19 protein-coding genes are annotated in these 24,139 nt (G+C 71.9%); 16 read left to right on the top strand and 3 right to left on the bottom strand.

The genetic code is table 11. The features are described from left to right. Positions 1–257: 257 nt before the first annotated feature. On the top strand, positions 258–1,205 hold the full coding sequence (locus OED52_RS10535) for an alpha/beta hydrolase (RefSeq protein ID WP_264150865.1): 948 nt from the start codon (positions 258–260) through the stop codon (positions 1,203–1,205). 10 nt (positions 1,206–1,215) lie between these two features. Here OED52_RS10535 and OED52_RS10530 read toward each other — a convergent pair whose 3' ends face one another. Together OED52_RS10530 and OED52_RS10525 are read right to left on the bottom strand one after the other, a co-directional pair. Beyond that, positions 1,216–2,619, bottom strand: coding sequence for a PucR family transcriptional regulator (locus tag OED52_RS10530; protein WP_264150864.1), 1,404 nt, complete (start codon positions 2,617–2,619; stop codon positions 1,216–1,218). A 37-nt stretch (positions 2,620–2,656) separates the two neighbouring features. Next, complete coding sequence (locus tag OED52_RS10525; protein WP_264150863.1) at positions 2,657–3,130, bottom strand: hypothetical protein; 474 nt, start codon at positions 3,128–3,130, stop codon at positions 2,657–2,659. Positions 3,131–3,303: 173 nt separating this feature from the next. Between OED52_RS10525 and OED52_RS10520 the strand changes: the two genes are divergently transcribed. The 4 genes from OED52_RS10520 (at position 3,304) to OED52_RS10505 (ending at position 10,741) form a co-directional block, all read left to right on the top strand. Continuing rightward, positions 3,304–4,758, top strand: a complete 1,455-nt coding sequence (locus OED52_RS10520; protein ID WP_318841925.1) for a TIGR02677 family protein — start codon at positions 3,304–3,306, stop codon at positions 4,756–4,758. Further along, a complete protein-coding gene (locus tag OED52_RS10515) occupies positions 4,755–6,158 on the top strand; it encodes a TIGR02678 family protein (protein WP_264150861.1) in 1,404 nt (467 codons plus the stop codon). The genes OED52_RS10520 and OED52_RS10515 overlap by 4 nt, the downstream gene beginning before the upstream one ends. Beyond that, positions 6,155–10,321, top strand: coding sequence for a TIGR02680 family protein (locus OED52_RS10510; RefSeq protein ID WP_264150860.1), 4,167 nt, complete (start codon positions 6,155–6,157; stop codon positions 10,319–10,321). The genes OED52_RS10515 and OED52_RS10510 overlap by 4 nt, the downstream gene beginning before the upstream one ends. A 96-nt stretch (positions 10,322–10,417) precedes the next feature. Beyond that, positions 10,418–10,741, top strand: a complete 324-nt coding sequence (locus tag OED52_RS10505) for a type II toxin-antitoxin system Phd/YefM family antitoxin (RefSeq protein ID WP_264150859.1) — start codon at positions 10,418–10,420, stop codon at positions 10,739–10,741. 4 nt (positions 10,742–10,745) lie between these two features. Here the strand turns inward: OED52_RS10505 and OED52_RS10500 are convergent, their stop codons facing one another. After that, entirely contained in the window at positions 10,746–11,222 is a 477-nt protein-coding gene (locus OED52_RS10500) for a hotdog fold domain-containing protein (RefSeq protein ID WP_264150858.1), read from the bottom strand. Positions 11,223–11,281: 59 nt separating this feature from the next. Between OED52_RS10500 and OED52_RS10495 the strand changes: the two genes are divergently transcribed. From OED52_RS10495 to OED52_RS10445, 11 genes are all read left to right on the top strand, one after another. Continuing rightward, complete coding sequence (locus tag OED52_RS10495) at positions 11,282–12,187, top strand: phosphatidylinositol mannoside acyltransferase (RefSeq protein WP_264150857.1); 906 nt, start codon at positions 11,282–11,284, stop codon at positions 12,185–12,187. 175 nt (positions 12,188–12,362) lie between these two features. Next, on the top strand, positions 12,363–13,115 hold the full coding sequence (locus OED52_RS10490) for an SDR family NAD(P)-dependent oxidoreductase (protein WP_264150855.1): 753 nt from the start codon (positions 12,363–12,365) through the stop codon (positions 13,113–13,115). Between the two features lie 126 nt (positions 13,116–13,241). Further along, on the top strand, positions 13,242–14,282 hold the full coding sequence (locus OED52_RS10485; protein ID WP_264150854.1) for an LLM class flavin-dependent oxidoreductase: 1,041 nt from the start codon (positions 13,242–13,244) through the stop codon (positions 14,280–14,282). Then, positions 14,279–15,916, top strand: a complete 1,638-nt coding sequence (locus OED52_RS10480; RefSeq protein ID WP_264150853.1) for a long-chain fatty acid--CoA ligase — start codon at positions 14,279–14,281, stop codon at positions 15,914–15,916. Before OED52_RS10485 ends, OED52_RS10480 begins: the two co-directional genes overlap by 4 nt. 76 nt (positions 15,917–15,992) lie before the next feature. Then, complete coding sequence (locus tag OED52_RS10475; RefSeq protein WP_264150852.1) at positions 15,993–17,948, top strand: LLM class flavin-dependent oxidoreductase; 1,956 nt, start codon at positions 15,993–15,995, stop codon at positions 17,946–17,948. Next, complete coding sequence (locus OED52_RS10470) at positions 17,945–18,670, top strand: SDR family NAD(P)-dependent oxidoreductase (protein WP_264150851.1); 726 nt, start codon at positions 17,945–17,947, stop codon at positions 18,668–18,670. Before OED52_RS10475 ends, OED52_RS10470 begins: the two co-directional genes overlap by 4 nt. Before the next feature lie 144 nt (positions 18,671–18,814). Then, entirely contained in the window at positions 18,815–19,237 is a 423-nt protein-coding gene (locus OED52_RS10465) for a nuclear transport factor 2 family protein (protein WP_264150850.1), read from the top strand. A gap of 45 nt (positions 19,238–19,282) precedes the next feature. After that, a complete protein-coding gene (locus OED52_RS10460; protein ID WP_264150849.1) occupies positions 19,283–20,380 on the top strand; it encodes an LLM class flavin-dependent oxidoreductase in 1,098 nt (365 codons plus the stop codon). Between the two features lie 63 nt (positions 20,381–20,443). Then, complete coding sequence (locus OED52_RS10455) at positions 20,444–20,938, top strand: flavin reductase family protein (RefSeq protein WP_264154651.1); 495 nt, start codon at positions 20,444–20,446, stop codon at positions 20,936–20,938. Between the two features lie 5 nt (positions 20,939–20,943). Next, positions 20,944–22,188: a bifunctional 3,4-dihydroxy-2-butanone-4-phosphate synthase/GTP cyclohydrolase II gene (locus tag OED52_RS10450; protein ID WP_264150848.1), complete on the top strand. Its 1,245-nt coding sequence runs from the start codon at positions 20,944–20,946 to the stop codon at positions 22,186–22,188. A 79-nt stretch (positions 22,189–22,267) separates the two neighbouring features. Continuing rightward, positions 22,268–24,127 (top strand): GAF domain-containing protein, encoded by a 1,860-nt coding sequence (locus tag OED52_RS10445; protein WP_264150847.1) that lies wholly within the window; start codon positions 22,268–22,270, stop codon positions 24,125–24,127. Positions 24,128–24,139 lie beyond the last annotated feature (12 nt).

Genomic DNA, 24,139 nt, shown 5'->3' with positions numbered 1-24,139 from the left:
GATTGTGCGTGCAGCCCAGTCGCGCGCGGCGAGGAGTGTGCACGCAGACCGGTGAACCCCGGGACCTTCGCCCCTACCGTCGATGAGGACGCGGCACGGGTGGATCCGGCCGATCCCCGATTCCCGATCGGGTCCCGAGGCGGACCGGTCGGATGCGGGCCTTCGATTCGCTCGATTCGCTGTGAGGAGTTCTGCTCGTGACGACCGCACCCCCGGCGTGTGTACCTTCCCCTCGGACCCCACAGGCCCCCGTCACCGTGCAGCGCAGGGAGTTCCGCGGCGCCAGCCTGCAGGCGCGGCTGCTGGCACAGTCGATGCGGATGACGCTGCGCCCGCTGCTCGGCCTGTGGGGACGCGCCCCGCACCTGCCGTGGCCCACCGGGCTGCTCGACCGGGTCGGGAGCCTGCTGCCCGCCGTCGACGGCACCCGCTGCCTTCCGATCGCCCTCGACAACTGTGCGGGCTCGTGGGTGGAGGCTCCCGGCGCGGGCGACGACCGGGTGGTGCTCTACCTGCACGGCGGCGGTTTCCTGTGCGGCGGGATGCGCAGTCACCGCCGCCTCGTGTCGCGGATCTCACAGCAGGCGCAGGCACCGGTGCTGATGGTCGACTACCGGATGCTGCCCCAGTTCTCGATCGCCGACGCCGTCGCCGACGGGGTCGACGCCTACCGCCGCCTGCTGGACGCCGGTTACCGGCCGGAACAGATCGTGGTGGCCGGGGACTCCGCCGGCGGCTACCTGTCGTTCGCGGTGCCGCTGGCACTGCGGGAGCTCGACCTGCCCGCGCCGGGCGCGATCGTGGCGCTGTCGCCGCTGACCGAACTCGATCCGGACCGCAAACTCGGGCACACCAACGCCGAACGGTGCGCGCTGCTGCACGGCAACGCCTTGTCCGGGCTCGCCGGGTTGTCGCGCCGCCGCGACGCGCGCAGCGGCCTCGACGGGTTCGACCGGCTCTGTCCCGTCGACGCCGATCTGACCGACATGCCGCCGACGTTGATCCAGGTGGGTTCCGACGAGCTGCTCCTCGTCGACGCCGAGCTGATGGCCGAGCGGCTCACCGCCGCCGGCTCGGCGTGCGAGCTGCAGGTCTGGGACCGGCAGATCCACGTCTTCCAGGCCGCCGCCGACGTGCTGCCCGAGTCGGTGCGGGCCATCGAGGAGATCGGCCGGTTCGTGCGGGCCATCGTGCCGGGCGCCTGAGCACGCGGTCTCACACCGGCGGGGCCGGCACCTCGGCGACCGGGGTCAGCACCGCCGACCCCAGCCAGTGGCACAGCGCCAGGGCGTTCTCCAGATCGAGCCGGCCCTCGCGCACGCTGCGGCCGAGCTGTTCCTCGGCCTTGTTGATCCGGTAGGCGACGGAGTTGCGGTGCAGGTGCAGCCGGGAGGCGGTGGCGACGTAGCTGCCGCCGTTGGCGAGGAACTCGCGCAGCGTGTGCCGCAGCTGTCCCGCGGCGGGGTCGTGGGCGGCGAGCGGCCCGAGGACGTCGGCCACCCAGGTGCGGGCCGCGTCGAGATCCGCGCACATCAGCGCCACCGCCCCGACGGCGGTGATCGGCACGAGCCGCGGCCCCGCCGCGCCGGCCGCCCAGGTGCGGGCCGCGTCGAGATCCGCGCACATCAGCGCCACCGCCCCGACGGCGGTGATCGGCACGAGCCGCGGCCCCGCCGCGCCGGCCGCCCGGGCCACCACCTGTGCGTGTTCGGCCTGCTCGTGGGTGTGCACGAACCCGCCGATCCCGTCCTGCGGGGCGCCGAGCGCGACGGTGACGGTCCGGTCCCACCCCGCGACGACGTCCCCGAGCGCGTCGGTGTCGACCGTCTCGACCCCGCCGAGGGGGATCCACGCCCAGCCGGTGTGGGCGTCGTGCGGTTCGAACAGCGGCCGGGCGGGGGCGCCGAGTTCGTCGGCGAGCGCCGTCACGGCCTGTTCGAGTTCGGACAGGTCGTTGCGGGTGGTGTCGATCTCCTCGGTCCACACGATCACCCCGAGGTGCCGCTGCCCGAGCCGGTAGCCGAGGGTGGCCTCGGCCTCCCCCACCTCCACGGGCCGGCCGGCGAGAATGTCCTGGATCCGGGTGGAGCGCGAGACGTTGCGGTTCGACAGCCAGGTGTCGCGTTCGGCCTCGTACACCGCGAGCAGCCGCAGCGACACCCCGTCGATGCCCGTCGACAGTTTCGTGAGGATCACCACTCCGGCCTGCATGACGGCCTCCGCGTCGTCGCTCAGTCCGGCGAGCACCTCGAGGCACCACCGCAGGATGCTGTCCTGGGCGAGGCGGTTGCTGCGGTCGACCGTCGAGATCGGGAAGCCCTGCCGGGCGAGGGTGCGCACCAGCGCGAACGACGCTGCGGGGATCTCGATCTCGGGACGATCGTCGCGCAGGAACTCGGTGACGGCGGTGACCCCGTCGGCCGCGGCGCGTTCGAGGGCGTCGCGGGTGGGCCGGTCGGTGGTCATCGCGTCGATCTCCCCTGCGATGCGGGCGAACATGCGTTGCGAGATCTCGGCGTGGTGGGTGGCCGCGAGCTCGGCGACCGCCCTGACCAGGGCACGGGTTCCCCGGCCCGCGCCGCGGCGGCGCGGGGGTGTGTCGGCCTCGTGCTCGGTCACCGTCGCCTCGGCGAACCGCTACGGGCCGGGCCGGGGATCAGGGGCGCCGGTCGTCGGCATCGGTCTCCTCGAGGACCCCGCGCGGCAGCGCGTCCGGGAAACGGTAGCTGCAGCCCAGCTGTTCGGTGGTGTCGATACTCGGGTCCATCCGGAACCACGCCACGCACGCCTCGGCGATCAACCGCACGTCGCGGCTGAACAGGTAGCCGTCGGTGCAGTCCGGGAAGAAGGTGTCGGTGTGCCAGTGGTCGAGCACCAGACCGGCCGGTGAGTGGTCGGCGAGCAGCAGCTGGTCGAGTTCGGTGCGGGAGCGGCGCAACAGCAGCACCCCGTCGTCGAGGACGTGTACCTGCGCGCACACGACGTCGTCGGGATCGTCCTCGGACGGGGCGTAGTCGGACGGCCCCACGTCGAGCACGAAGCCCGTGGGTCTGCCGGTGAGGGACTCGACGAGCCACTCCACCATTCCGTCCCAGCTCGCGGTGCCCGATCCGGCACCGGATTCGTCCATCGGCTCCTACCCCTCCCCTGCTGTACTGATGCAGTTCAGGCTAACCCCACGTGCCGACACTCACGCGGGTGTTGTCGGAGTCGGGGGTGCGCTCCGCCTAACCTGTCACGGTGAGCGAAACAGGTCGAGCCCGGATCGGGGCGGTGGAGGACCCGATCGCGCGGGACGATCGCCTGCGGTTGTTCTCGTTCGCGACGGCGGAGAAACGCACCCACTATCTGTGGGTGCTGCGGGCGTTCGACCAGGCGCGCGGCAACTACACGGTGCTGCTGCACGCCGGCGACGTCCACACCCTGCTCGCGCGCCTCGCCCCCGAGGACGAGGACGTGCCGGCCGCCGCGGACATCCCCGCGCTGCTCGAGCAGCTGCACCTGTGGGGGGTGCTCGAACGCAGCTACGACGGCACCCGCGCGGCGACCCTCGCCGAGTACCGCAACCGCCACTACGTCTACCAGTTCACCCAGCCCGGCTACCGGGCGTTCCGGGCGGTGGAGGACGTGTTGTCCGCCCGGGGCGAGGACGTGTCGCTGTCGCGGCTGGCGCTGGCGGATCTGCTCGCCGACCTCATCGAACTCGCCGAGGCGAACGCCGCCGGCGACGGTGAGCTCGTCTACCGCAAGCTCAGCCGCCTCGATGCGACGCTGTCGGACATGGCCGAGCGCGCGGCCCGCTTCTATCTGGTGCTCGGCGACCTGGTGCGCACCACCGAGGTCACCCCGGAGGCGTTCCTCGCGCAGAAGGACGCGCTGCTGACGCACATGCGCGAGTTCAGCTCCGATCTGGCCCGCTACGCCCCGAAGCTCGCCGCCGCCCTGGAGCGGGTGCACGCCACCGGCGCGGACAGGTTGCCGGTGCTGGCGGCGCAGCACGACGAGCGGGTGCTGCTGCCGGTGGAGGAACGCGAGGCCGACTGGCGGGCCCGCTGGCTCGGCGTCGAACGCTGGTTCGTCGGGGTCGGCGCCGCGCCGAGCGAGGCGGAGCGGCTGCGCGGCGCGACGATCAACGCCATCTCGGCGGTGCTGTCGCTGCTGCGGCGGCTCACCGAGCAGCGGCGCGGCGGGGTCAGCCGCGAGTCGCAGCTGCGGCATCTGGCGGGCTGGTTCGCGCAGGCCCCCAGCGAGGACGCCGCGCACGCCCTGTTCGACGCGGTCTTCGATCTCGGCCGGCCCCGGCACTTCTCGGTGCCGCACGAGGACGCCGACGTGGTGCCGGTCACCCGCTCGTGGTGGGAGGCGCCACCGGTGGAGATCGCCCGCACCCTCGCCGAGACCGGGCGCCGGCCCGCGGCCGGTGCGCCGGGCAAGGTGCAGCGCAACGACGCGAGCGTGCGGCGTCTGCGGGAGGCCCAGCTCGAGAAGCAGCGGCGCCGCGCCGCCGCGGCGAAGTCCCTCGCCGCCGGGGGCGTGCGGGAACGGGAGCTGTCCGAGCCGGAGGTCGACGTGCTGCTCGGCCTGCTGGATGCGGCGTTGTCGGCGCGGGTGCCGGTGTCCGGGCGGGTGCGCGGCGACGGCACCACCGCCACCCAGAACGGGGTGAAGATCACGCTGCGGCCGAGCGGCGAGTCGACGGTGGTGCGCACGGCCCGCGGCCGGCTGTATCTGGACGGTCTGGCGGTGGAGGTGCAGTGAGGGCCCGCACGATCCCGTCGGTCGACCTCGACTCCTATCAGCGGGCCGCCCGGCTGGTGCTCAACCACCATCTGATCACCAGGAGCTATCCGGACCGGACGGCGCTGTCGCTGGTGCGCCGGTGGGCCACCGAGCTGCGCGAGGACCTGCTCACGGTGTTCGGTTATCGCCTCGAGGTCACCGAGACCACCGCCCGGCTGTTCACCGTCGTCGACCGCCTCGACGCCGGAGCCGGCACCGTCACCACCACCGACCGGCCGTTCGACCGGCGCCGTTACGCCTATCTCGCCCTGGTGCTGGCCGCGCTCGGCCGCGGCAGCAGCCAGATCACCCTGTCGGAGCTGGCCGAGCACGTCGCCTCCGAGGCCAGCCGCGTCGAGGGGGTCGAACTGGACACCGAACGTGCCGCCGACCGGTACGCCTTCGTCGACGCGGTGACCTGGCTGGCGACGCGCGGCGCGATCACCCTCGCCGACGGCGACACCGACGGCTGGGCCCACGATCCCGGCAGCGGTGAGGCGTTGTTCGACATCGACCGGGCGGTGGTGACCGCGCTGTTCCGGCCGTCGCGGGCCCTGCAGCATCTCGACTCGGTGCGCGGGCTGCTCACCGGGCCCGGTGTGCCGCGCACGGACACCGCCGAGATCCGGCGGCGGGTGCGCCGCGCGCTGGTGCAGCGTCCCGTCGTCTACGCCGACGAGCTCGACGACGAGGAGGCGCTGCAGCTGGCGTTGCCGCGCACCACCGACGAGGTGGAACTGCTGACCGGGCTGGTGTGCGAGCGGCGCGCGGAGGGTGTGGCGCTGGTGGACACCGCGGGCCGGTTGTCGGACGTGCGGTTCCCGAGCACCGGCACGGTCGCGCAGGTCGCGTTGCTGCTGGCGGTGGAGATCTGCGACCGGGTGCTGGATCCGGATGCCGCGGCCCCGGAGCGGCGGCCGCTGCCCGGCGACCGACACGATGCGCTGGTCGCGGCGGTGGATGCGGCGATCCCGCGGGCGACGGTGTTCGCGCCGCTCGCGGCGGGGGCGCCGGCGCCGGAGGACGCTCCGGAGTCGACCCGCACCCCGGACCGCTGTCCCCTGCTCGACGACGCCTGGCTGGCGGGCACCATCGGCCGGCTGGTCGACGCCTACGGCCGCACCTTCGCCGCGCAGTGGCAGGCCGATCCGGCCGGGCTCGCCGACGCTGCGATCGAGCTGTTGGACAGGCTACGGCTGGTCGCGCGGGTGCCGGGCGGGGTGCTGGCCCTGCCGGCGATCGCGCGGTACCGCGGGGCGACGGTGAGTGTGCGGGAGAAGGATCCGCAGATCGATCTGTTCCCCGACACCCCCGCCCCGGCCGCGGCGGCCGGCCCCCGATCCGATCCCACCGATCCGATCACGACGGAGATGTCATGAGCAGCGCCCGATTCCGCCCCACGCGTGCCGGGATCATCAACCTGTGGGACTACCGCGACCAGGAGTTCTCCTTCGCCGACGGCCGGTTGGTGCTGCGCGGCCCCAACGGCTCGGGCAAGACCAAGGCGCTCGAGGTGCTGTACCCGTTCGTGCTGGACGGGCGCATCGAGCCGCGGCGGCTGAACCCGTTCGCCGGTGAGGAACGCACCATGCGGTCGAACCTGCTCTATCGCGGGCAGGACAGCGCGCACTCCTATGTGTGGATGGAGTTCTGCCGCGGCCGCCGCGACGATCCCGAGGCGGTGACGGTGGGTATCGGCATGCGCGCCACGCGCGGCAGCGACAAGGTGACCCGCTGGCATTTCGTCGTCGACGGCCGGGTGGGGATCGACTTCTCGCTGCTCGACGACGAGGACCGGCCACTGACCCGCAAGCAGCTCGCCGACCGGATCGGCGACGATGCGATCACGGACCGGCCGGTGGACTACCGCGCCGCGATCGACGCCCGCATGTTCGGGCTGGGTGCGCAGCGGTACGACCAGCTGATCAACCTGATCCTCACGCTGCGGCGCCCGCAGCTGGCGAAGAACCTCGACCCGAAGGGCCTGTCGCAGGCGCTCACCGACGGTCTGCGCCCGCTCGACGACGAGCTCGTCGTGGAGGCCGCCCGGTCGTTCTCCGACATGGAGGAGGTGGCGCGGGCGCTCGAGTCGCTGGCCGCCGCCGACGACGCCGCGCAGCGGTTCGTCTCCGTCTACACCCGCTATGTGGGCCAGCAGGCCCGCGCCAAGGTCGACAAGGTCGCCGAGCGGCTCGATGCCGTCGGCACCGCGGTGCAGGAGTTGCGGCGCGCCGCCGGCGAGCAGGAGCAGGCGGCCGCCGCCCGGGCCGAGGCCGAGGAGCGGCTCGCGGCCGTGGAGCGGGACTTCGAGCAGGCCCGCGCCACCCAGGCGGCGCTGCAGGGCTCGACCGCCTACCAGAGCAAACGGCAGCTCGACGATCTGACCTCCGCGGTGCGGAATCTGGAGCAGACCACCGCCGGGCAGGCCGCCGCGGCGACGCGGGCGCAGGCGGCGGTCGCGGACCGGCTCACCGAGTACGAGCGGGCCGGCGAGTCGGTGGCGGTCGCGACGGCCACGCGGCGTCGCTGCGAGGACGCGGTGCAGGCCGCCGCCGAGGACGCCGGCATCGACTGGCACGGGGTCGAGGAGGGGGCGCGCATCGACACGCTGCTCACCCGGATCGATGCGGCCGCCGAGGAACGCGAGGTGGACGTGCGGGCGGTGCGCCGCGCGCTGTCCGAGGTGGACCACGCGTCGATCGCCCGGGCGCGGGCGGAGGCGGCGGCGGGCCGGCACCGCACCCAGCGCGACACCGCGCAGGCGGCGGTCGAGGCCGCGGAGACCGTGGTGGAGCTCTCGCGTACCGAGGCCGCGAACGAGTTGCGGCGCTGGTGGACCGAGCACACCGACACCTTCGCGGCGGTGGGTCTGTCGACGCCGTTGTTCGATGCGCTGGACGCGGCGGTCGCCGCGGTCGGCGAGGACGACGCCGCGAGCCCGGCGGCGGTGCTCGCCGACCACACCGGCCCGGTGGTGGAGGAGCTGCGGTTCCGGCGCCGCTCGATCGGCACCGAGATCGACGCGCTCGGGGTGCGGATCGGGGAGCTCGAGGCCGAACGCGCCGCGGTCGCCGCCGAGCACGACGACGCGCCCCCGCCCTTCCCGGCGCGGGTGGGCAGCCGCGCGGAGCTGGTCGGGGCGCCGCTGTGGCAGCTGGTGCGCTTCCGCGACGACGTTTCCGCCGAGGACGCCGCGGGGATCGAGGCGGCGTTGCAGGCGGCGAACCTGCTCGACGGGTGGCTCGTCGGCGGCGACGGGAAGCTGCCGGAGCTCGACTCGGAGCAGCTGCTGGTCGCGCTGCCGGCCGAGCGGCGTCCGTCCGGCCCGACCCTCGCGGATGTGCTCGTCCCGGAAGCGGATACGACGGTGCCGGAGTCGCGGGTCGCGGATGTGCTGGCGTCGATCGCGTTGACCGTCGGCCCGGAGCCGGGGGCTGCGGTGGCGGTGGATGTGCACGGCCGGTTCCGGCAGGGTGTGCAGGTCGGCCGGCATGTGAAGGAGCAGGCGGAGTTCATCGGGGCGACGGCGCGGGCGCGGCGGCGGCAGCGGCGCATCGCCGAGCTCGAGGCGGAGATCGCCGATGCCCGGGCGCGGGTGGAGGCGCTGCGTGAGCAGGACCGTGGGATCGGGGACCGGCTCGGTGCCGTGGACCGGGCGGTGAAGGCGCTGCCCCGCACGGGTGCGGTGCTCGCGGCGCTGCGGAAGGTCGCCGAGTGCGCGGGTGCGCTGCGCACCGCGCAGGAGTCCGCGGCGGCCGCCGACCGCGACCTCGATCAGGCGATCGCGGACGTCGCGGGCAAGGACCAGCAGCTGCGGGCGACCGCGGCGCGGCACCGGGCGCCGTTCGTCGCCGCCGACCTCGACTCGCTCGAGGCGACGGTGCGGCACTTCCGGTCGCAGGGGCAGGCGCTGGTGCGGGCGCTGCGCGACTGCGCGACCGCCGAGGATCGGATGCGTGACCTCGCGGCCCGCGTGGACGAGGCCCGCGCCGCCGCGGAGGTGGCCTCGGAGCAGGCCGCGGAGGCCGCCGAGCTGCTCGCGCAGCGGCAGCAGGAGCTCGAGACCCTGCGCGAGTCGATCGGGGCGAGCGCCGACGAGCTCGACGCACAGCTCGAGGAGGCCCGCGCCCGGATCGAGGCGGCGAAGACGGCCGAGCGGGAGGCCCGCAAGACCTACGAGAAGGCCCTCGAGCGGATCGGCAAGGCCGATGCCGCGCACGCCGCCGCGGAGCAGGCGTTGCAGTCGACGCTGGTGGAGGCGCGTCGCGACGCGGAGACGCTGGCGCCGTTCGCGCGCCGCGATCTGCTCACCCTGCTCGGGGTCGAGGCCGAGCACGGCTGGCCGGCGAGCGCCGCGGCGTGGCTCGACGCCGAGCAGGTGCTCTACCGGATCCGGCAGGCCTCCGCCGAGGACGCCCCGGTCGAGGTGCTGCCGTCGGAGGTGGCCGCGTTGTTCGGGGCGCTGCGGGCGGCGACGGAGTCGGTGGCGGCGAGCGAGTCGACCCGCAAGTCGACGAGTTCGGCGCTGGCGTCGGCGTTGCAGGACTTCGAGTCGGAACTGGCCCGCGGCGGCGACTACCGGCTGTGCTGGGACGCGCCCGACGGGTTGACGATCGTGCAGGTGCAGGACGAGCAGGGCTACACGTCGGTCGCGCAGTTCGCCACGCGGATCGCCCAGGCGCGCCGGGAGCAGGAGGCGCTGCTGACCGATTCGGAGCGGCGCATCCTCGAGGACGCGTTGCTGACCGGGCTGGCGCAGCAGATCCACGAGCGCACCGCCGACGCCCGCGATCTCATCGCCCGGATGGGGTCGGAGATGCGCAAGCGGCGCATGTCGTCGGGCAACACGATCGGGGTGCACTGGGTGCTCGCCGATCATCTCGACGAGCCGGCGCGGGCGGTGTGCAAGCTGCTCGACCGCGATGCGTCGGCGTTGTCGGCGGAGGATCTCGCCGGGATCCGGGCGCACTTCGCGGCGCGGATCCGCGCCGAGCGGGCGGCGCACCCGGAGCGGTCGTATCCGGAGATCCTCGCCGCGACCCTCGACTACCGGCGGTGGCGGGTGTTCTCGTTCTCGCTGATCAGCGGGGACGGCAGCGAGGACCGGCTGACCCCGGCGCGGCACTCGGCGCTGTCCGGTGGCGAGCAGTCGGTGTCGCTGCACCTGCCGTTGTTCGCGGCGGCGCACGTGATGCTCGATTCGGCCGACCCGCACGCCCCGCGGCTGCTGGCGCTCGACGAGGCGTTCGCCGGTGTCGACGATACGGGCCGCAGCGAGCTGCTGAGCCTGTGTGTGCAGTTCGATCTAGACCTGTTCATGACCGGTTTCGACCTGTGGATCACCTACGACGGCGTGCCGGGCTGTGCGCACTACGACCTGTCGCACTCGGTCGCCGAGCACACCGTCGCCGCGACGTTGCTGGTCTGGTCCGGGGGGGAGTTGCTGGCCGAGCACGACGGTTCGGATCTGGCGACCGCGCTGGGGTCGCCGGGTACGCGGCGGGTCCTCGCACCGGTGGAGGGGGCGCTCGAGTTCGTCTGACCCGTTGTCGATCGTTCGTCGTGTCCGCGCCCGTTTCGGGCGTGGTGATGGGAGGATGCGCGAGTCTGTCGAGGAAGGCGAACGGAGTCGACACGAGTGCCATCAACCACGGTGAAGTCCGCACGCAAGCGGTTGGGAGACCTGGTTCGGGAGGTCAACGAGGAGACGGTCGCGGTCGAGATCGTCGGGAAGCGCGGGTCGGCCGTGCTGATCTCCACGGCACACTACGCCGCGCTGCGGGAAGCGACCTTCCTGCTGCGCTCCCCCGAGCTGATGGACAGTCTGCGCCGGGAGATGCAGCGGACCCTGCTCGAGGCCGCGGCGCAGGAGGCCGCCGAGGCGACCGCGGAGATCCGCGCGCCCCGCACCCGCACCCGCACGAAGCGGAAGAAACGCAAGAAGCGCAAGAAGCTGCGCTGACGGTTCAGCGTGGGGTGACCCGGATCGTGATGTCGGCGCGGACCACCTCGTTGCCGGCGGTGTCGTGGAGGCGCACCGGCACCACCAGGTCGGCGCCCTCGGTGATCGTGGTGAAGTCCGGCAGCTCGTCGAGTTCGGCGACGGCCCGCAGGCCGGTGCGGGCCTTGGCGAGGTACTGCGTGGTCATGGCCTTCGGGATCCACCGGTGGGTGGTGGGCACGGTGGCCTCGGCGAGCATGCCCATCGCGATCTCGGCGAGATTGCACGCGGCGATGGCGTGAAAGGTGCCGAGGTGGTTGTGCACGCCCCACCATTTCGGGGCGCGGACCTCGCAGTGGCCGGGTTCGAGCTCGGTGACGCGGGGCAGCACGGTGCCGAAATAGGGCACGCGCAGGCACATGCCGAGGGAGAACAGGGCCGAGCCGAGTCCGTTGCGGGGCAGCTTCGACCAGGTGCGGTAGGTCGGCGTCGCGGAGTCCATCCCCCGATCTTACTTTGGAGTAGGTTACGGCTCGGGCGTTCCCGCGCGACACTCGGGTAGTGGACGTGAGAGCCCGCGTCGCCGACCTCGGCTACGCGGCGGGCTGGCGACTGGTGCGCACCCTGCCCGAGCGGTGGGCCCTGGGCCTGTTCGACCGCGCCGCCGACCGCGCAGCCCGCGACGGCGGACCGGTCCAGTTGCGCCGCAATCTCGCGCGGGTGCTCGGCACCGCCCCGCAGCAGGTACCCGACGATCTCGTGCGGGCCGGCCTGCGCTCCTACGCGCGTTACTGGTGCGAGGCGTTCCGGCTGCCCGCGATGGATCCCGGGTGGCTCGCCGACCGCATCGAGGCCGCCGCGACCGGCATCGAGCACATCCACGCCGCGGTCGCCGGCGGGCGCGGGGTGATCCTCGCGCTGCCGCACAGCGGCAACTGGGATCTGGCCGGGGTGTGGGTGGTGCGGCGCATCGGGCGGCCGACGGTCGTGGCGGAGCGCCTCGATCCGGAGTCGCTGTTCCGGCGCTTCGTCCGCTTCCGGGAGCAGCTCGGGTTCGAGATCGTCCCGCTCACCGGCGGCACCGCCCCACCCTTCGATCTGCTCACCGAAAGACTGCGCCAGGGCCGCGTCGTCGGTCTGCTCGGCGAACGCGATCTCACCGGCTCCGGGGTGCCCGTCACCTTCTTCGGCGAGCCCACCTGCATGCCGTCGGGTCCGGCCCGCCTGGCGCTCGGCACCGGCGCGCCGCTGCTGCCGGTGCACTGCTGGTTCACCCCCGACGGGTGGGGTGTCGACGTCGGCGCCCCGATCGACACCGACGGCGGGGTGCGGGCCACGACGCAGCGCCTGGCCGACCGGTTCGCCGCGGGTATCGCCGCGCACCCGGCGGACTGGCACATGCTGCAGCCGCTGTGGACCGCGGACGTGCAGGCGCGCCGCGCCGCGCACCGACCACCGGTTGTGTAGGCCTCCAAAGCGCACCGGAGAAAAGTGTGCGCTGCGCCACACCGGGTTCGTATGGTGTGGACGGCGCAGACCCCACGGCCTCCGGCGAGATCCGACGATCGCCCACCGAAATCGTCTGCGCACGAACGATTCCGCACCGCACGATCCCCTCTCCCCCACGAGAAGAGAGCACACTATGACGCTGAACGGAAAGATCGCCATCGTCACCGGCGCCGCCCAGGGCATCGGGCAGGCCACCGCCACGCGCCTCGCCTCCGAGGGCGCCACCGTCATCGCCGCCGACATCCAGGACGCCTCGGCCACCGTCGACGCGATCGCGCAGCTCGGCGGCAAGGCCGAGGCCCACGAACTCGACGTGCGGGTCCGCAGCAGCTGGGCCGACACGGTCCGCGAGGTCGTCGACCGGCACGGACGCGTCGACCTGCTCGCCAACGTCGCCGGTGTGGTCAACATGCTCAGCGAGGACAGCGTCGTCGGGCTCACCGAGGAGGCCTGGGACAACGTCATCGATACCGATCTCAAGGGTGTCTGGCTCGGCATGCAGGCCGTCATCCCCGGCATGATCGAGCGCGGCGGCGGCCGCATCGTGAACATCTCCTCGATGGCGGCGCTGCGCGGCCTGCCCAATCTCGCCTCCTATTCGGCGGCGAAGGGCGGGGTGGTGTCGCTGACCAAGCAGGCCGCCTTCGAGTACGGCCCGCACAACATCCTCATCAACGCGATCTGCCCGGGCACCATCGACACCCCGATCCTGGCGGACATCACCGACGAGATGCGCGAGGCCAACGCCAACGCGCACATCGTGCGGCGCCTGGGTCTGCCGGAGGAGATCGCCTCGATGGTCGCCTATCTCATGCGTGAGGGCAGCTTCCTCACCGGCGAGATCTACCCGGTCGACGGCGGCTGGGCCGCCAAGGGCAATTTCTGACCGTCCCGTTTGGATCCTTCGACAATCCCGCCGGTCCCGGTGCCTTCCCCCACCGGGACCGGCATCCCATCCTGTGACCCACGACATAGTGCGTGCCCGATGCAACCACGATCGAGGAGACCCTCCGTGACCGATCAATCCTGCACCTTCGGCCTGTGGTACGACTTCCGGAATCCCGCGCGGTGGCCGCGCACCTTCACCCGTTTCTACGAGGAGAGCCTCGAACAGATCGCCTGGGCCGAGAGCCGCGGCATCGACTCGGTGTGGCTCACCGAACACCACTTCATGGCCGACGGGTACACCCCGTCGCCGTTCGTGCTGGCCGGCGCGATCGGGGCCCGCACCCGCTCGTTGCGCATCGGCACCAACCTCATCGTCTCCCCGCTGCACAATCCGATCCGTCTCGCCGAGGACGCCGCGACCCTGTCGCTGCTCACCGGAGGACGGTTCGATCTCGGTGTGGGCCAGGGATATTGGCAACCGGAGTTCGACGCCTTCGGACGGTCGCTGCGGCACCGCCCCAGCCTCCTCGAGGAGGGTGTCGAGGTGATTCGGCGGGCGTGGTCGGGGGCGCCCGCCGAATTCCACGGCAAGCGTTACGACTTCCCGGCCCTGCCGGTCACCCCCCACCCGGAATCCACCCCGCAGCTGCTCGTCGGAGCGATGGCCGAACCGGCCATCGAACGGGTGGCGCGCATCGCCGACGGTTTCCTCAGCACCCAGAACACCCACCACGAGGCCTATCTCGACGCGCTCGAGCGGGCGGGCCGCTCCCGGGAGGAGGGCCGCATCTACGCCGGGCAGTGGGCGATCGTCGCCGAGGATCCCGAACGCGAGTGGGCCCGCATCGGCGAGCACGCGCTCTACCAGATCAACGGCTACATCGAGATGGGCGCCTTCGGCCCGGCCGAGTCCACCCCCACCTTCGCGACCCCGCAGGATCTGCTCGACGCCGGCTCGTTCGTGCTGTGGGACACCGACACCGCCGTGACGGAACTGACCACTCTGCTGTGCGAGCGGCCGCAGATCAAGGACGTGCACTTCTGGGCGCAGCTGCCGGGCGAGCCGGTCGAGAGCGGCTCGGCCCGCATCGAGCTGCTCACCTCGAAGGTGATCCCGCAGGTGCGTGCGGCGGTCGCCGCCGCCCGGCAGGAGGTGAGCGCATGACCCCGGTGCCGGCCACCGGCTCGGCCTCCCCGCTGCTCATCACCGACTTCCTCTACCGCGCCCGGGATTTCTTCGCCGCGAAGACGATCACCGACTACCGCGACGGCGAGAAGGTCCACGAGTACAGCTACGGCGAGTACGCCGACCGGGTGCTGCGCCTGGCGCAGGCACTGGTCGACCTCGGGGTGCGGCCCGGCGACCGGGTCGCCACCCTGGCGTGGAACCACCACCGTCATCTCGAGCTGTACCTGGCCGCCCCCCTGGCCGGGGCGGTGCTGCACACCCTCAACCTGCGGCTCGAGGCCGACGAGATCGCCTACATCGTCGACCACGCCGACGACCGGGTGATCTTCGCCGACTCGTCGTTGCTGCACCTGCTCGACACCGCCCGGACGCGCCGGCCCGGCACGACGGTGCTCACCACCGACGGCGAGGCCCCCGGCCTGCGTTCGCAGGACGAACTGATCGCCGCGGCCTCCCCGCTGCCGGCACCGGTGCCGCGCGACGAGAACGACCTGGCCGCCCTGTGCTACACCTCGGGCACCACCGGATCCCCCAAGGGTGTGGGCTATTCGCATCGCGCCCTGTACCTGCACACCTTCACCGCGTGCCTGGCCGACGGGCACGCGATCAGCGAACGCGACACCGTCTGCCACATCGTGCCGATGTTCCACGCCAACGCCTGGGGAATCCCCTTCGCCGCGTTGATGACCGGCGCGAACCAGGTACTGCCCGGACCGCACCCGGCGGTGCCCGACCTCGCGGCGATCCTGGCGGCCGAGCAGGTCACCTACACCGGCATGGTGCCCACCGTCGCGGTGGACCTGGTGCGCCACGCCCTCGCCGAGGGCATCGACCTGACCTGCCTACGGGCGCTGGTGCTCGGCGGCTCCACCCCCACCCCCGAGCTGATCCGCAGCATCGAGGAGGACCTCGGCGTGCGCGCCTATCAGGGCTGGGGCATGACCGAGCTGTCCCCGATGGGCACCTTCGCGCGGCCACCGCGCGCGGCCGACGACGACCCGCAGCGCCGCTACGAGTACATCCGCCGGCAGGGCCGGTTGCTGCCCGGCCTGCACTGGAAGCTCGTCGACGACGACGGCGCTGTAGTTCCCCACAACGGTGTCGACCGCGGGGAACTGCTCATGCGCGGACCGTGGGTGGCCGAACGCTACTTCCGCGACGAACATCCCGAAGCGTTCACCGACGGCTGGCTGCGCACCGGCGACATCGCGACCATCGACCCCGAGGGTTATCTGACGATCGTGGACCGGGCCAAGGACCTGATCAAGAGCGGCGGCGAGTGGATCAGCTCCGTCGCCCTCGAACAGGCTCTGACGACGATCCCGCAGGTCGCCGAGGCCGCGGTGATCGCGGTGCCGCACGAACGCTGGCAGGAACGGCCGCTGGCGTTCGTCGTGCCCGCGGCCGGCGCGTCCCTCGACCCGGAGCAGGTCCGGGCGGCGCTGGCCGAGCGGGTGCCGCGCTGGTGGGTGCCCGAACGGGTCGTGGTGGTGGACGCGTTGCCGCGCACCAGCGTCGGCAAGCTCGACAAGAAGACGCTGCGCAGCCGGGCCGGCGCCGGGCTGTTTGTGGATCCCCACAAGACGGCGTCGGCGAGCTCGACCACGTGACGCGGCTCACGTCCTAGCGTCGGTGCCACACCGCCCCACCCACAGGGGCATTCGTCGTCGTCAGGAGGAAGCGCCCGTGAAGTTCGGCATCTTCTACGTCCTCGAATGCCCCGACCGCGACTTCCCGCGGGCCTACCGCGAGATGCTCGAACAGATCGAATACGCCGAGGAACTGGGCTTCGACGAGGTGTGGCTCGCCGAACACCACGGCAGCGACTACGGGTCGATGCCCTCCCCGCAGGTCGCCGCGGCCGCGATCGCGCAACGCACCCGGCGCATGCGCATCGGGATCGCGGTGAGCAACCTGACCTTCGACTGGCCGGTGCGCATCGCCGAGGACTACGCGATGGTCGACGTGCTCTCCGGCGGGCGCCTCGACTTCGGGGTCGGCCGCGGCTACCAGCCCCAGGAGTTCCGCAACATGGGTGTCGGCGACCTGCAGGGCGAGAGCCGGGACATGTTCACCGAGGCCCTCGAGATCGTGCGCGGACTGTGGAGCAAGCCGGCCGGACAACCGTTCTCGTACCACGGCAAGCACTTCGACCTCGAGGACGTCGACTGCCGCCCCACCCCGGTGCAGCGCCCCACCCCGCCGATCTACATCGCCTCGATCAGCCCCGAGACCCTCGATCTCGCCGCCGACCAGGGTTACAACATGCTCGTCACCCCGACCCTGATGACGATGCCCGAACTGAACGGCTTCGTCGTCGACGCCAAGCGCCGGTTGCGGGATCTGGGCCGCGACATCCTGGAACTGGATTTCCCGATGAACTGGCAGATCCACCTCGCCGACACCGAGCAGGCCGCGGTGGACAACGCCCGCGAGGCGTTGACCTGGTACTTCGACGCCGCGCTGTCGGCGGTGCCGCAGGGTGAGGACGTGCCGCCGACCTACGAGCGCTACGCCGAACTGGTCTCGGCCACCGACGAGGCCGGCGGCATCACCGTCGAGGGACTGCGCGACGGCGGGGTCGTCTACGTCGGCGACCCCGACGGCCTGATCCGGCAGCTCGACGCGCTGCACGACGAGACCGGGCTGCAGCACCTGATCTGCTGGATGCGCTTCGGCGGCCTCGAGCACGACAAGGTGCTGCGATCGATGGAGTTGTTCGCCGAGCACGTCATGCCACGCTTCCGCGACCGCGCCCCCGTGGTGCCGCGGGCCCTGCGGGAGCATCCGGCCCCCCAGACCACTTCCTTGCCCCCTTCCCTACTCGTTCAGGAGGACACCATGGGATATCTGCCCGTCGAGAACGACCGCAGCATCTACTTCGAACACCACCGCGGCAGCGGCCGGCCGATCGTGCTGGTGCACGGCTGGGGCGCCAACGCCCGCGCCTGGGACACCACCCTGCCGGCGCTGCTCGCCGCCGGCCACGAGGTGATCACCCTCGACCTGCGTTGCTGCGGCCGCTCCGACAAGGACTTCGAGGACGTGTCGATCGCCGCGCTCGGTGAGGACGTCGTGCGTCTCGTCGACCATCTCGGGCTCGACCGGCCGGTGATCAACGGCTGGTCGCTCGGCGGGGCCGTCGCCACCGTCGCCGCCGCCCAGCTCGGCGACCGGGCGTCGGGACTGGTGCTCACCGGCGGCGCGTCGCCGCGCTACACCGCCACCGACGACTGGCCGCACGGCGGGTCGGTCGACGACGTCGAGGGCACCCTCGCGGCCGTGGCCGCGAACCGTGCCGAGACCTTCCGCGGGGTCGCCGCGGCGGTGTGCGCGGAGAATCCCGGTGAGGCCGTGCTGGAGTCGATCTGGGACATGTTCATGGCGATGGGTCCGCGCGGCGACGACTCGCTGCGCGACCTCGCGACGGTGGACCTGCGCAAGGAGATGGCCGCGCTCGAGGTGCCGATCCTGCTGCTGCACGGCACCGCCGACGCCTTCGTGCCGTTCTCCGCGGCCGAGGCCGTGCGCGGCGTCAACGCCCGCGCCGAACTGGTCGAGTTCACCGGGGTCGGGCACGCACCGTTCCTCGAGGACCGCGATCGCTATCTCGCCGCGCTGACGGGATTCCTGAAGCGATGACCGAGGCGAAGAACTGGCTGGTCACCGGCGGGTCGCGCGGGATCGGCCGGGCGGTCGTCGAGCAGGCGACCGCCCGCGGCGACCGGGTCGCGGTGTTCGCCCGCAAACCCGCCAGTGCGCAGTGGACCCATCCGGACCGGGTGGTCGAGATCCACACCGACATCGCCGATCCGGACTCGCTCGCCCGCGGTGTCGACATCGTCTTCGAACGGTTCGGTTCGCTCGACGTGGTGGTCAACGCCGCCGGGGTGCATCGCGGCGGCCGCATCGGCGACCTGTCGCGGGCGCACTGGGACGAGGTGATCGGCACCAACCTCTCCGGCGCGTTCGAGCTGGCCCGCAACGTCGCGCCGCGACTCGACGCCGGGTCGGCGATCATCAATGTCGGTGCGGTGGTCGGATTCCGGGGCTTTCCCGGAGATGTGGCCTACGGGGCGGCGAAGGCCGGTCTGCACGGGCTGACCCAGGTGCTCGCCGTCGAGCTCGCGCCGCGGCAGATCCGGGTGAACCTGGTGATCCCCGGTTTCGTGGACACCGACATGACCTCCGCCCTGACGGGGCGGGCCCGCGAACGGATCCTCGCGGCGATCCCCATGGGCCGCACCGGTCTTCCCGAGGAGATCGCGCAGGTCGTCGTGGGTGTCGCGGACTCGCCGTACATGACCGGGTCGGTGGTGGCCACCGACGGCGGGCTGATGAGCTCGTTCAGCTCCCGCCGTTGACCCCCGGGTCGTTGTAGCGCCCTACAACCGCCGGAGAACTCGCGTGACCCACGCCACAGACTTCCCGGCTAGTGTCGATCCCAGCAGCATCGAATACGTTCCCCCGCTGCACTTTTCGTCCAATCCCCTCCGGAAGGAGTTCGCATGGACAACATCGCGAGTGCCGGAAGCCTCGAAGCGGCCAACAAGAAGCTCGTCGCGGAATTCATGGAGGTCTTCTCCACCGGCGACGTCGAGGCGATCATGGGCTATCTCGCCCCCACCGCCACCTGGTGGGTCGCCGGCACCATCGAGGGCATCTCCGGCACCAAGAACAAGGAAGAGTTCCGCGCGATGCTCTCCGGTCTGTCGACGGGGACGAAGACCGGCGCGATCCGGCTGACCCCGCTGGCGTGGACCGCCGAGGGCGACCGCGTCGCGGTGGAGACCGAGTCGTACTCCGAGATGAGGAACGGCCGCGTCTACAACAACCTCTACCACTTCGTCTTCGAGGTCCGCGACGGGCAGATCCAGTCGGTCAAGGAGTACCTCGATACCGAACACACCCGAGCCGTCTTCCTCGGCTGATCCCCCTCTCGCCCGAACCCCCCACTCATACAAGGAGATACGTCCATGGACGTCGGAATGCTGCTGGTCTTCCAGAACTACCACGAGAACGTCAGCGACCAGGAGGTCTTCCTCCGCGAACTCGAGATGGGCGTCGACGCGGAGAAGTACGGCTTCGACGCCGTCTGGTCCGCCGAACACCACTTCGACGACTACTCGATGTGCCCGGACAACCTGCAGATCATGTCCTACATCGCGGGCCGCACCTCGACGATCAAACTCGGCACCGGCGCGGTGATCCTGCCGTGGAACGACCCGGTCCGCGTCGTCGAGAAGCTGACGATGCTCGACATGATGTCCGGCGGCCGCGCCCTCTACGGCATGGGCCGCGGCCTGGCGAAGATGGAGTACGAGGCCTTCGGCATCCCCATGGACGAGGCCCGCGGCCGGTTCGTCGAGGCCGCCAACCTCACCATCGAGGGCCTGCGCACCGGCATCGTGGACAACCCCGACGGCGAGTTCTACAAGCAGGCCCGCGTGGAGATCCGGCCCGCCCCGAACCCGGCCTACGAGTGGACCCGCGACCGCCTGTTCGGTGCCGCCATGTCCCCCGACTCGGTGCCGGTCATCGCCGATCTCGGGGTACGCATGATGACCTTCGTGCAGTACGAGTTCGCCAAGCACGCCGAGGCGATCAACCGCTGGCGCGATCTGTACCGGGAACGGTGGAACACCGAACCGCTGCCGCCGGTCGTGCAGGACTTCGTCATCTGCCACGAGGACGCCGAGGAGGCCCGCCGCCTCGCCTACGAGCACACCGCCCGCTACTTCCTGTCGGTGATCAAGCACTACGACTTCGCCGGCGAGCACTGGCGCAACACCCGCGGCTACGAGACCTACCAGGCCGGCGCCGACATGATCCGCGAGGCCGGCATGGAGGCCGCGGCCGACGCCTACGTCGAGGCCAACATCTACGGCACCCCCGAGCAGATCGTCGAGAAGTACGCGGCCCGGCACGAGATGGTCGGTGACGTCTTCGTCAACGCCGCCTTCGCGTTCGGTGGCCTGCCGATCGACCAGGCCGAGAAGTCGCTGAAGCTGTTCGGCGAGAAGGTCGTTCCCGAGCTGCACAAGATGAAGGCGAAGGTCCCGGCCGGCGCCTGATCCCGACCCGGGCGGTGCCCGGCCCACCCGGGCACCGCCCGTTCCATCCCGTCGGAGGACATGATGAACACCCCGCTCACCGAAGACCTCACCACCGTGTTCCGGGACGTGATGGCCGGCGTGTGCACCCCCGTCACGGTGGTGACCGCACTCGACGGCGACCGCCCGCACGGCACCACCGTCAGCGCCTTCGCGTCGCTGTCGATGGATCCTCCGATGGTGCTCGTCGCCCTCGACCGCGGATCGGACCTGCTCACCGTCGTGCGCGGACAGGGACGGTTCGGGGTCAACATCCTCGGCCACGGCCAGGACGGCCTGGCACTGACCTTCGCCCGCAAGGGTCCCGACAAGTTCGCCGGCGTCGCCTGGTCGCTGTCGGCGGGCGCCCCGCGCATCACCGGCGCGCCCGGCTGGGTGGCGTGCACCGTCGCCGACCTCGTCGACGGCGGCGACCACGTGGTGGTCCTCGGCCACGTCGCCGAGGCCGATCGCCACGACCGTCCGCCGCTGACCTATCACCGGCGCACCTTCGGCACCCACAGCGCAGAACAGGAGTAGTGGCCATGCCCCGCACCCCGGCCCAGCAGGTCGAACTCGCGGTCGAGACCCTCGCCGCGGGCGGACTGGTCGTCGTGGTCGACGACGACGACCGCGAGAACGAGGGCGACCTCGTCGCCGCCGCGTCGACGATCACCGCCGAGCAGATGGCGTTCCTCGTGCGCCACACCACCGGCATCGTCTGCGCACCCATGCCGGCGCACCGCGCCGACGCCCTCGGCCTGCCGCTGATGGTCGAGCACAACACCGACGCGCACGGCACCGCCTTCACCGTGAGCGTCGACCACGTCTCCACCGGCACCGGGGTCAGCGCCGCCGACCGCGCCGCCACGGTCCGGGCGCTCGCCGACGAGGCCACCGCCCCCACCGATCTGCGCCGCCCGGGCCACGTCTTCCCTCTGCGCGCCCGCGAGGGCGGGGTGCTCGCCCGAGCCGGGCACACCGAGGCCGCCGTGGACCTGCTGCGCCTGGCCGGCGCCGGCGAGGTGGGGGTGATCGGCGAGATCGTCGCCGAGGACGGCTCGATGCGCCGCGGCGACGACCTGACCGCGTTCGCCGCCGCCCACGGGTTGCCGCTGCTGCGCATCGCCGATCTGGTGCGCTACCGGGCCGCGACCGAGCCGTTCGTCGAGTACGTCGCCGAGGCACAGATGCCCACCGAGTTCGGCATGTTCCGGGCGGTGGCGTTCCGGTCGGTGCTCGACGGCAGCGAGCACCTCGCGCTGGTGATGGGCGACGTCGCCGCCGCCGGCCGCAGCCGCGAGGGGGTGCTGGTGCGGGTGCACAGCGAATGCCTCACCGGCGACATCCTCGGCTCGCTGCGCTGCGACTGCGGCGCCCAGCTCGAACGGGCCCTCGCCGAGATCGCCCGCGAGGGCTGCGGGGTGCTGGTCTACCTGCGCGGCCACGAGGGCCGCGGCATCGGCCTCGCCCACAAGATCCGCGCCTACTCGCTGCAGGAACAGGGCCTCGACACCGTCGACGCCAACCGCGCACTCGGGCTGCCGGACGACTCGCGCAGCTACGGCGTCGGCGCCCGGATCCTCGCCGATCTGGGGGTGCGGCGCATGCGGCTGATCACCAACAACCCGAGCAAACTCGGCGGGCTGGAGGGCTACTCGATCGAGATCGTCGGCCGGGTGTCGCTGCCGACCGCCGTCACCACCCACAACCTGCGCTACCTGCGCGCCAAGCGGGACCGCATGGGGCACGTGCTCGACACGCCGCTTCCGGATGTGATCGCGACCTGAACATCGACTACTTTGTGATGTTGCACAACCTCGTGGATGCCGAGTGACCGCGACCACGACGAGGAGGCGAGAGGACGGCATGACCCTGCTGCCGAGCACCGGAACCGCGACCACCCCGCTCCACCCTCCGGGCACGGCCACCGTCCCCCGCCACCGCGAACGCGACGTCATCACCGCCTTCGCCGAGATCACCGGCGAGGCGATCAAGGACACCGACCTCGAGGAACTGCTGCGCGCGGTGTGCGTGAAGCTGTGCGAGGTGATCGGGGTCTGCCGCTCCTCCCTCTACCTCAAGCGTCCCGACGGCCGTTTCCGCGGCGCCGCCGGGCACTGCGCCGAGCAGGGCGACATCACCGAGGCCGTCAAGCGGCAGGAATCCGGGATCGAGGGCGACCGGTTCAGCCGGGAGATCATCGACACCGCCCGCCCGGTGCTCATCGAGGACGTGCGCAACGACCCGCGGCCGCACCGGCGCACCATGGAGCACTGGCAGGTGCGGGCCATGCTCGGTGTGCCGCTGGTGTTCGACGGCGAGGTCATCGGGCTGCTGTTCGTCGACGACCGCGACGGCGACCACGCCTACACCCAGGAGGACATCGAGATCGCCGAGATGTTCGCGCAGCTCAGTGCGCTGTTCATCAGCCAGGCGATGCTCAACGTGCGGTTGCGCACCCAGGCCTCGGAGATCGCCCGCAGCCGCAACACCCTCGCCTATCTCGCCGACGTGCACCGCAAGCTCACCAACGCGGTGCTCGAGGGCGCCGACATCCACACCGTCGTGGCGTTGCTGTCGGACCTGTCCGGCAAACCCGCTGTGCTCTACGACGAGGACTTCCGGGTGCTGGCCTGGTCCGCACCCGCCGCGCTCGGCCTCGACCGGCCGCCGGTGATCTCCGAGAAGATCCGCGGCATGCCGTCGGTGAAGGCCGAACTCGCCGGTCTCAGCCCGGAACGGCCCTCGGCGGTGGTGCCACCGACCCTGTCGGTCGGGCTCGGCCGCCGGCACCTGATGTGCCGGCTCGTCATCGAGGGCCGCCCCAACGGTTATCTCGGCATCGTCGAGGTCGGCCGGTCGCTCGAGGCGGTCGACGCGAACATCGCCGAGCACGGCGCGACCGTGCTGTCGCTGCAGATCCTCTCCGAACGCCGGCAGATCGAGACGCAGGGGCAGGCCCGCGACGACTACCTGTCCGACCTGCTGCGCAACACCCGCGACAAGGAGCACCTGATCCGCCGCGGCCCGCAGTTCGGCATCGACCTGACCAACCCGCACGTGCTGGTGCGCTTCACCCTGTCCGCGAACCCCCGCCTGACCGCCTCGGCGGCGCAGCGCCTGGTCACCCGCCGGTTCCGGGAGATCCTCGGCATCGACGAGCCCGCCGCGGTGAAACTGCCCGGCCACATCATCGTGCTGGTGCCGCTGCGCGAGGGCGGCTCGGCCGACGAGCTGGCGGCGGTGCGAGAGAAGGTGCGGCAGGTGCGCGCGTCGCTGCAACCCGATCTGGCCACCGGCGCCACCGTCGTCTCCGGGGTGTGCCGGGAGGTCGCCGACTTCCCGCACGCCGCCCGCGAGATGCGGGAGGTCGCCGAGATCGCCCACTCCTTCGACCGATTCGACGACGTCCTCGACGTCACCGAACTCGGGTTGCTGCGGGTGGTGGTCAGCTCCGGGCGGGTCAAGGAGGCCGTGCGGTTCGCCCACGAGTACGTGCACACCGTGCGCGCCGCCGACGACGGGGTGCTGCTCGAGACCTGGCGGGCCTTCGTGGCCGCGGAGGGCCGGGTGCAGGGCGCCGCGGTGGCGCTGGACGTGCACGAGAACACCGTCCGCTACCGGATGGGCAAGATCAAGGAGCTGACCGGGCTGGACCCGAGCAGTCTCGACGCGCTGCTCTCGGCGCGCCTGGCCTTCCAGATCCTCGAGTTCTCGGCCCGCTGACCGGCGCCGATC

It is taken from the genome of Rhodococcus sp. Z13 (assembly GCF_025837095.1).
In the GTDB taxonomy this organism is placed as follows: domain Bacteria; phylum Actinomycetota; class Actinomycetes; order Mycobacteriales; family Mycobacteriaceae; genus Rhodococcus; species Rhodococcus sacchari.
This window is presented reverse-complemented; position numbering and strand designations above follow the sequence as displayed.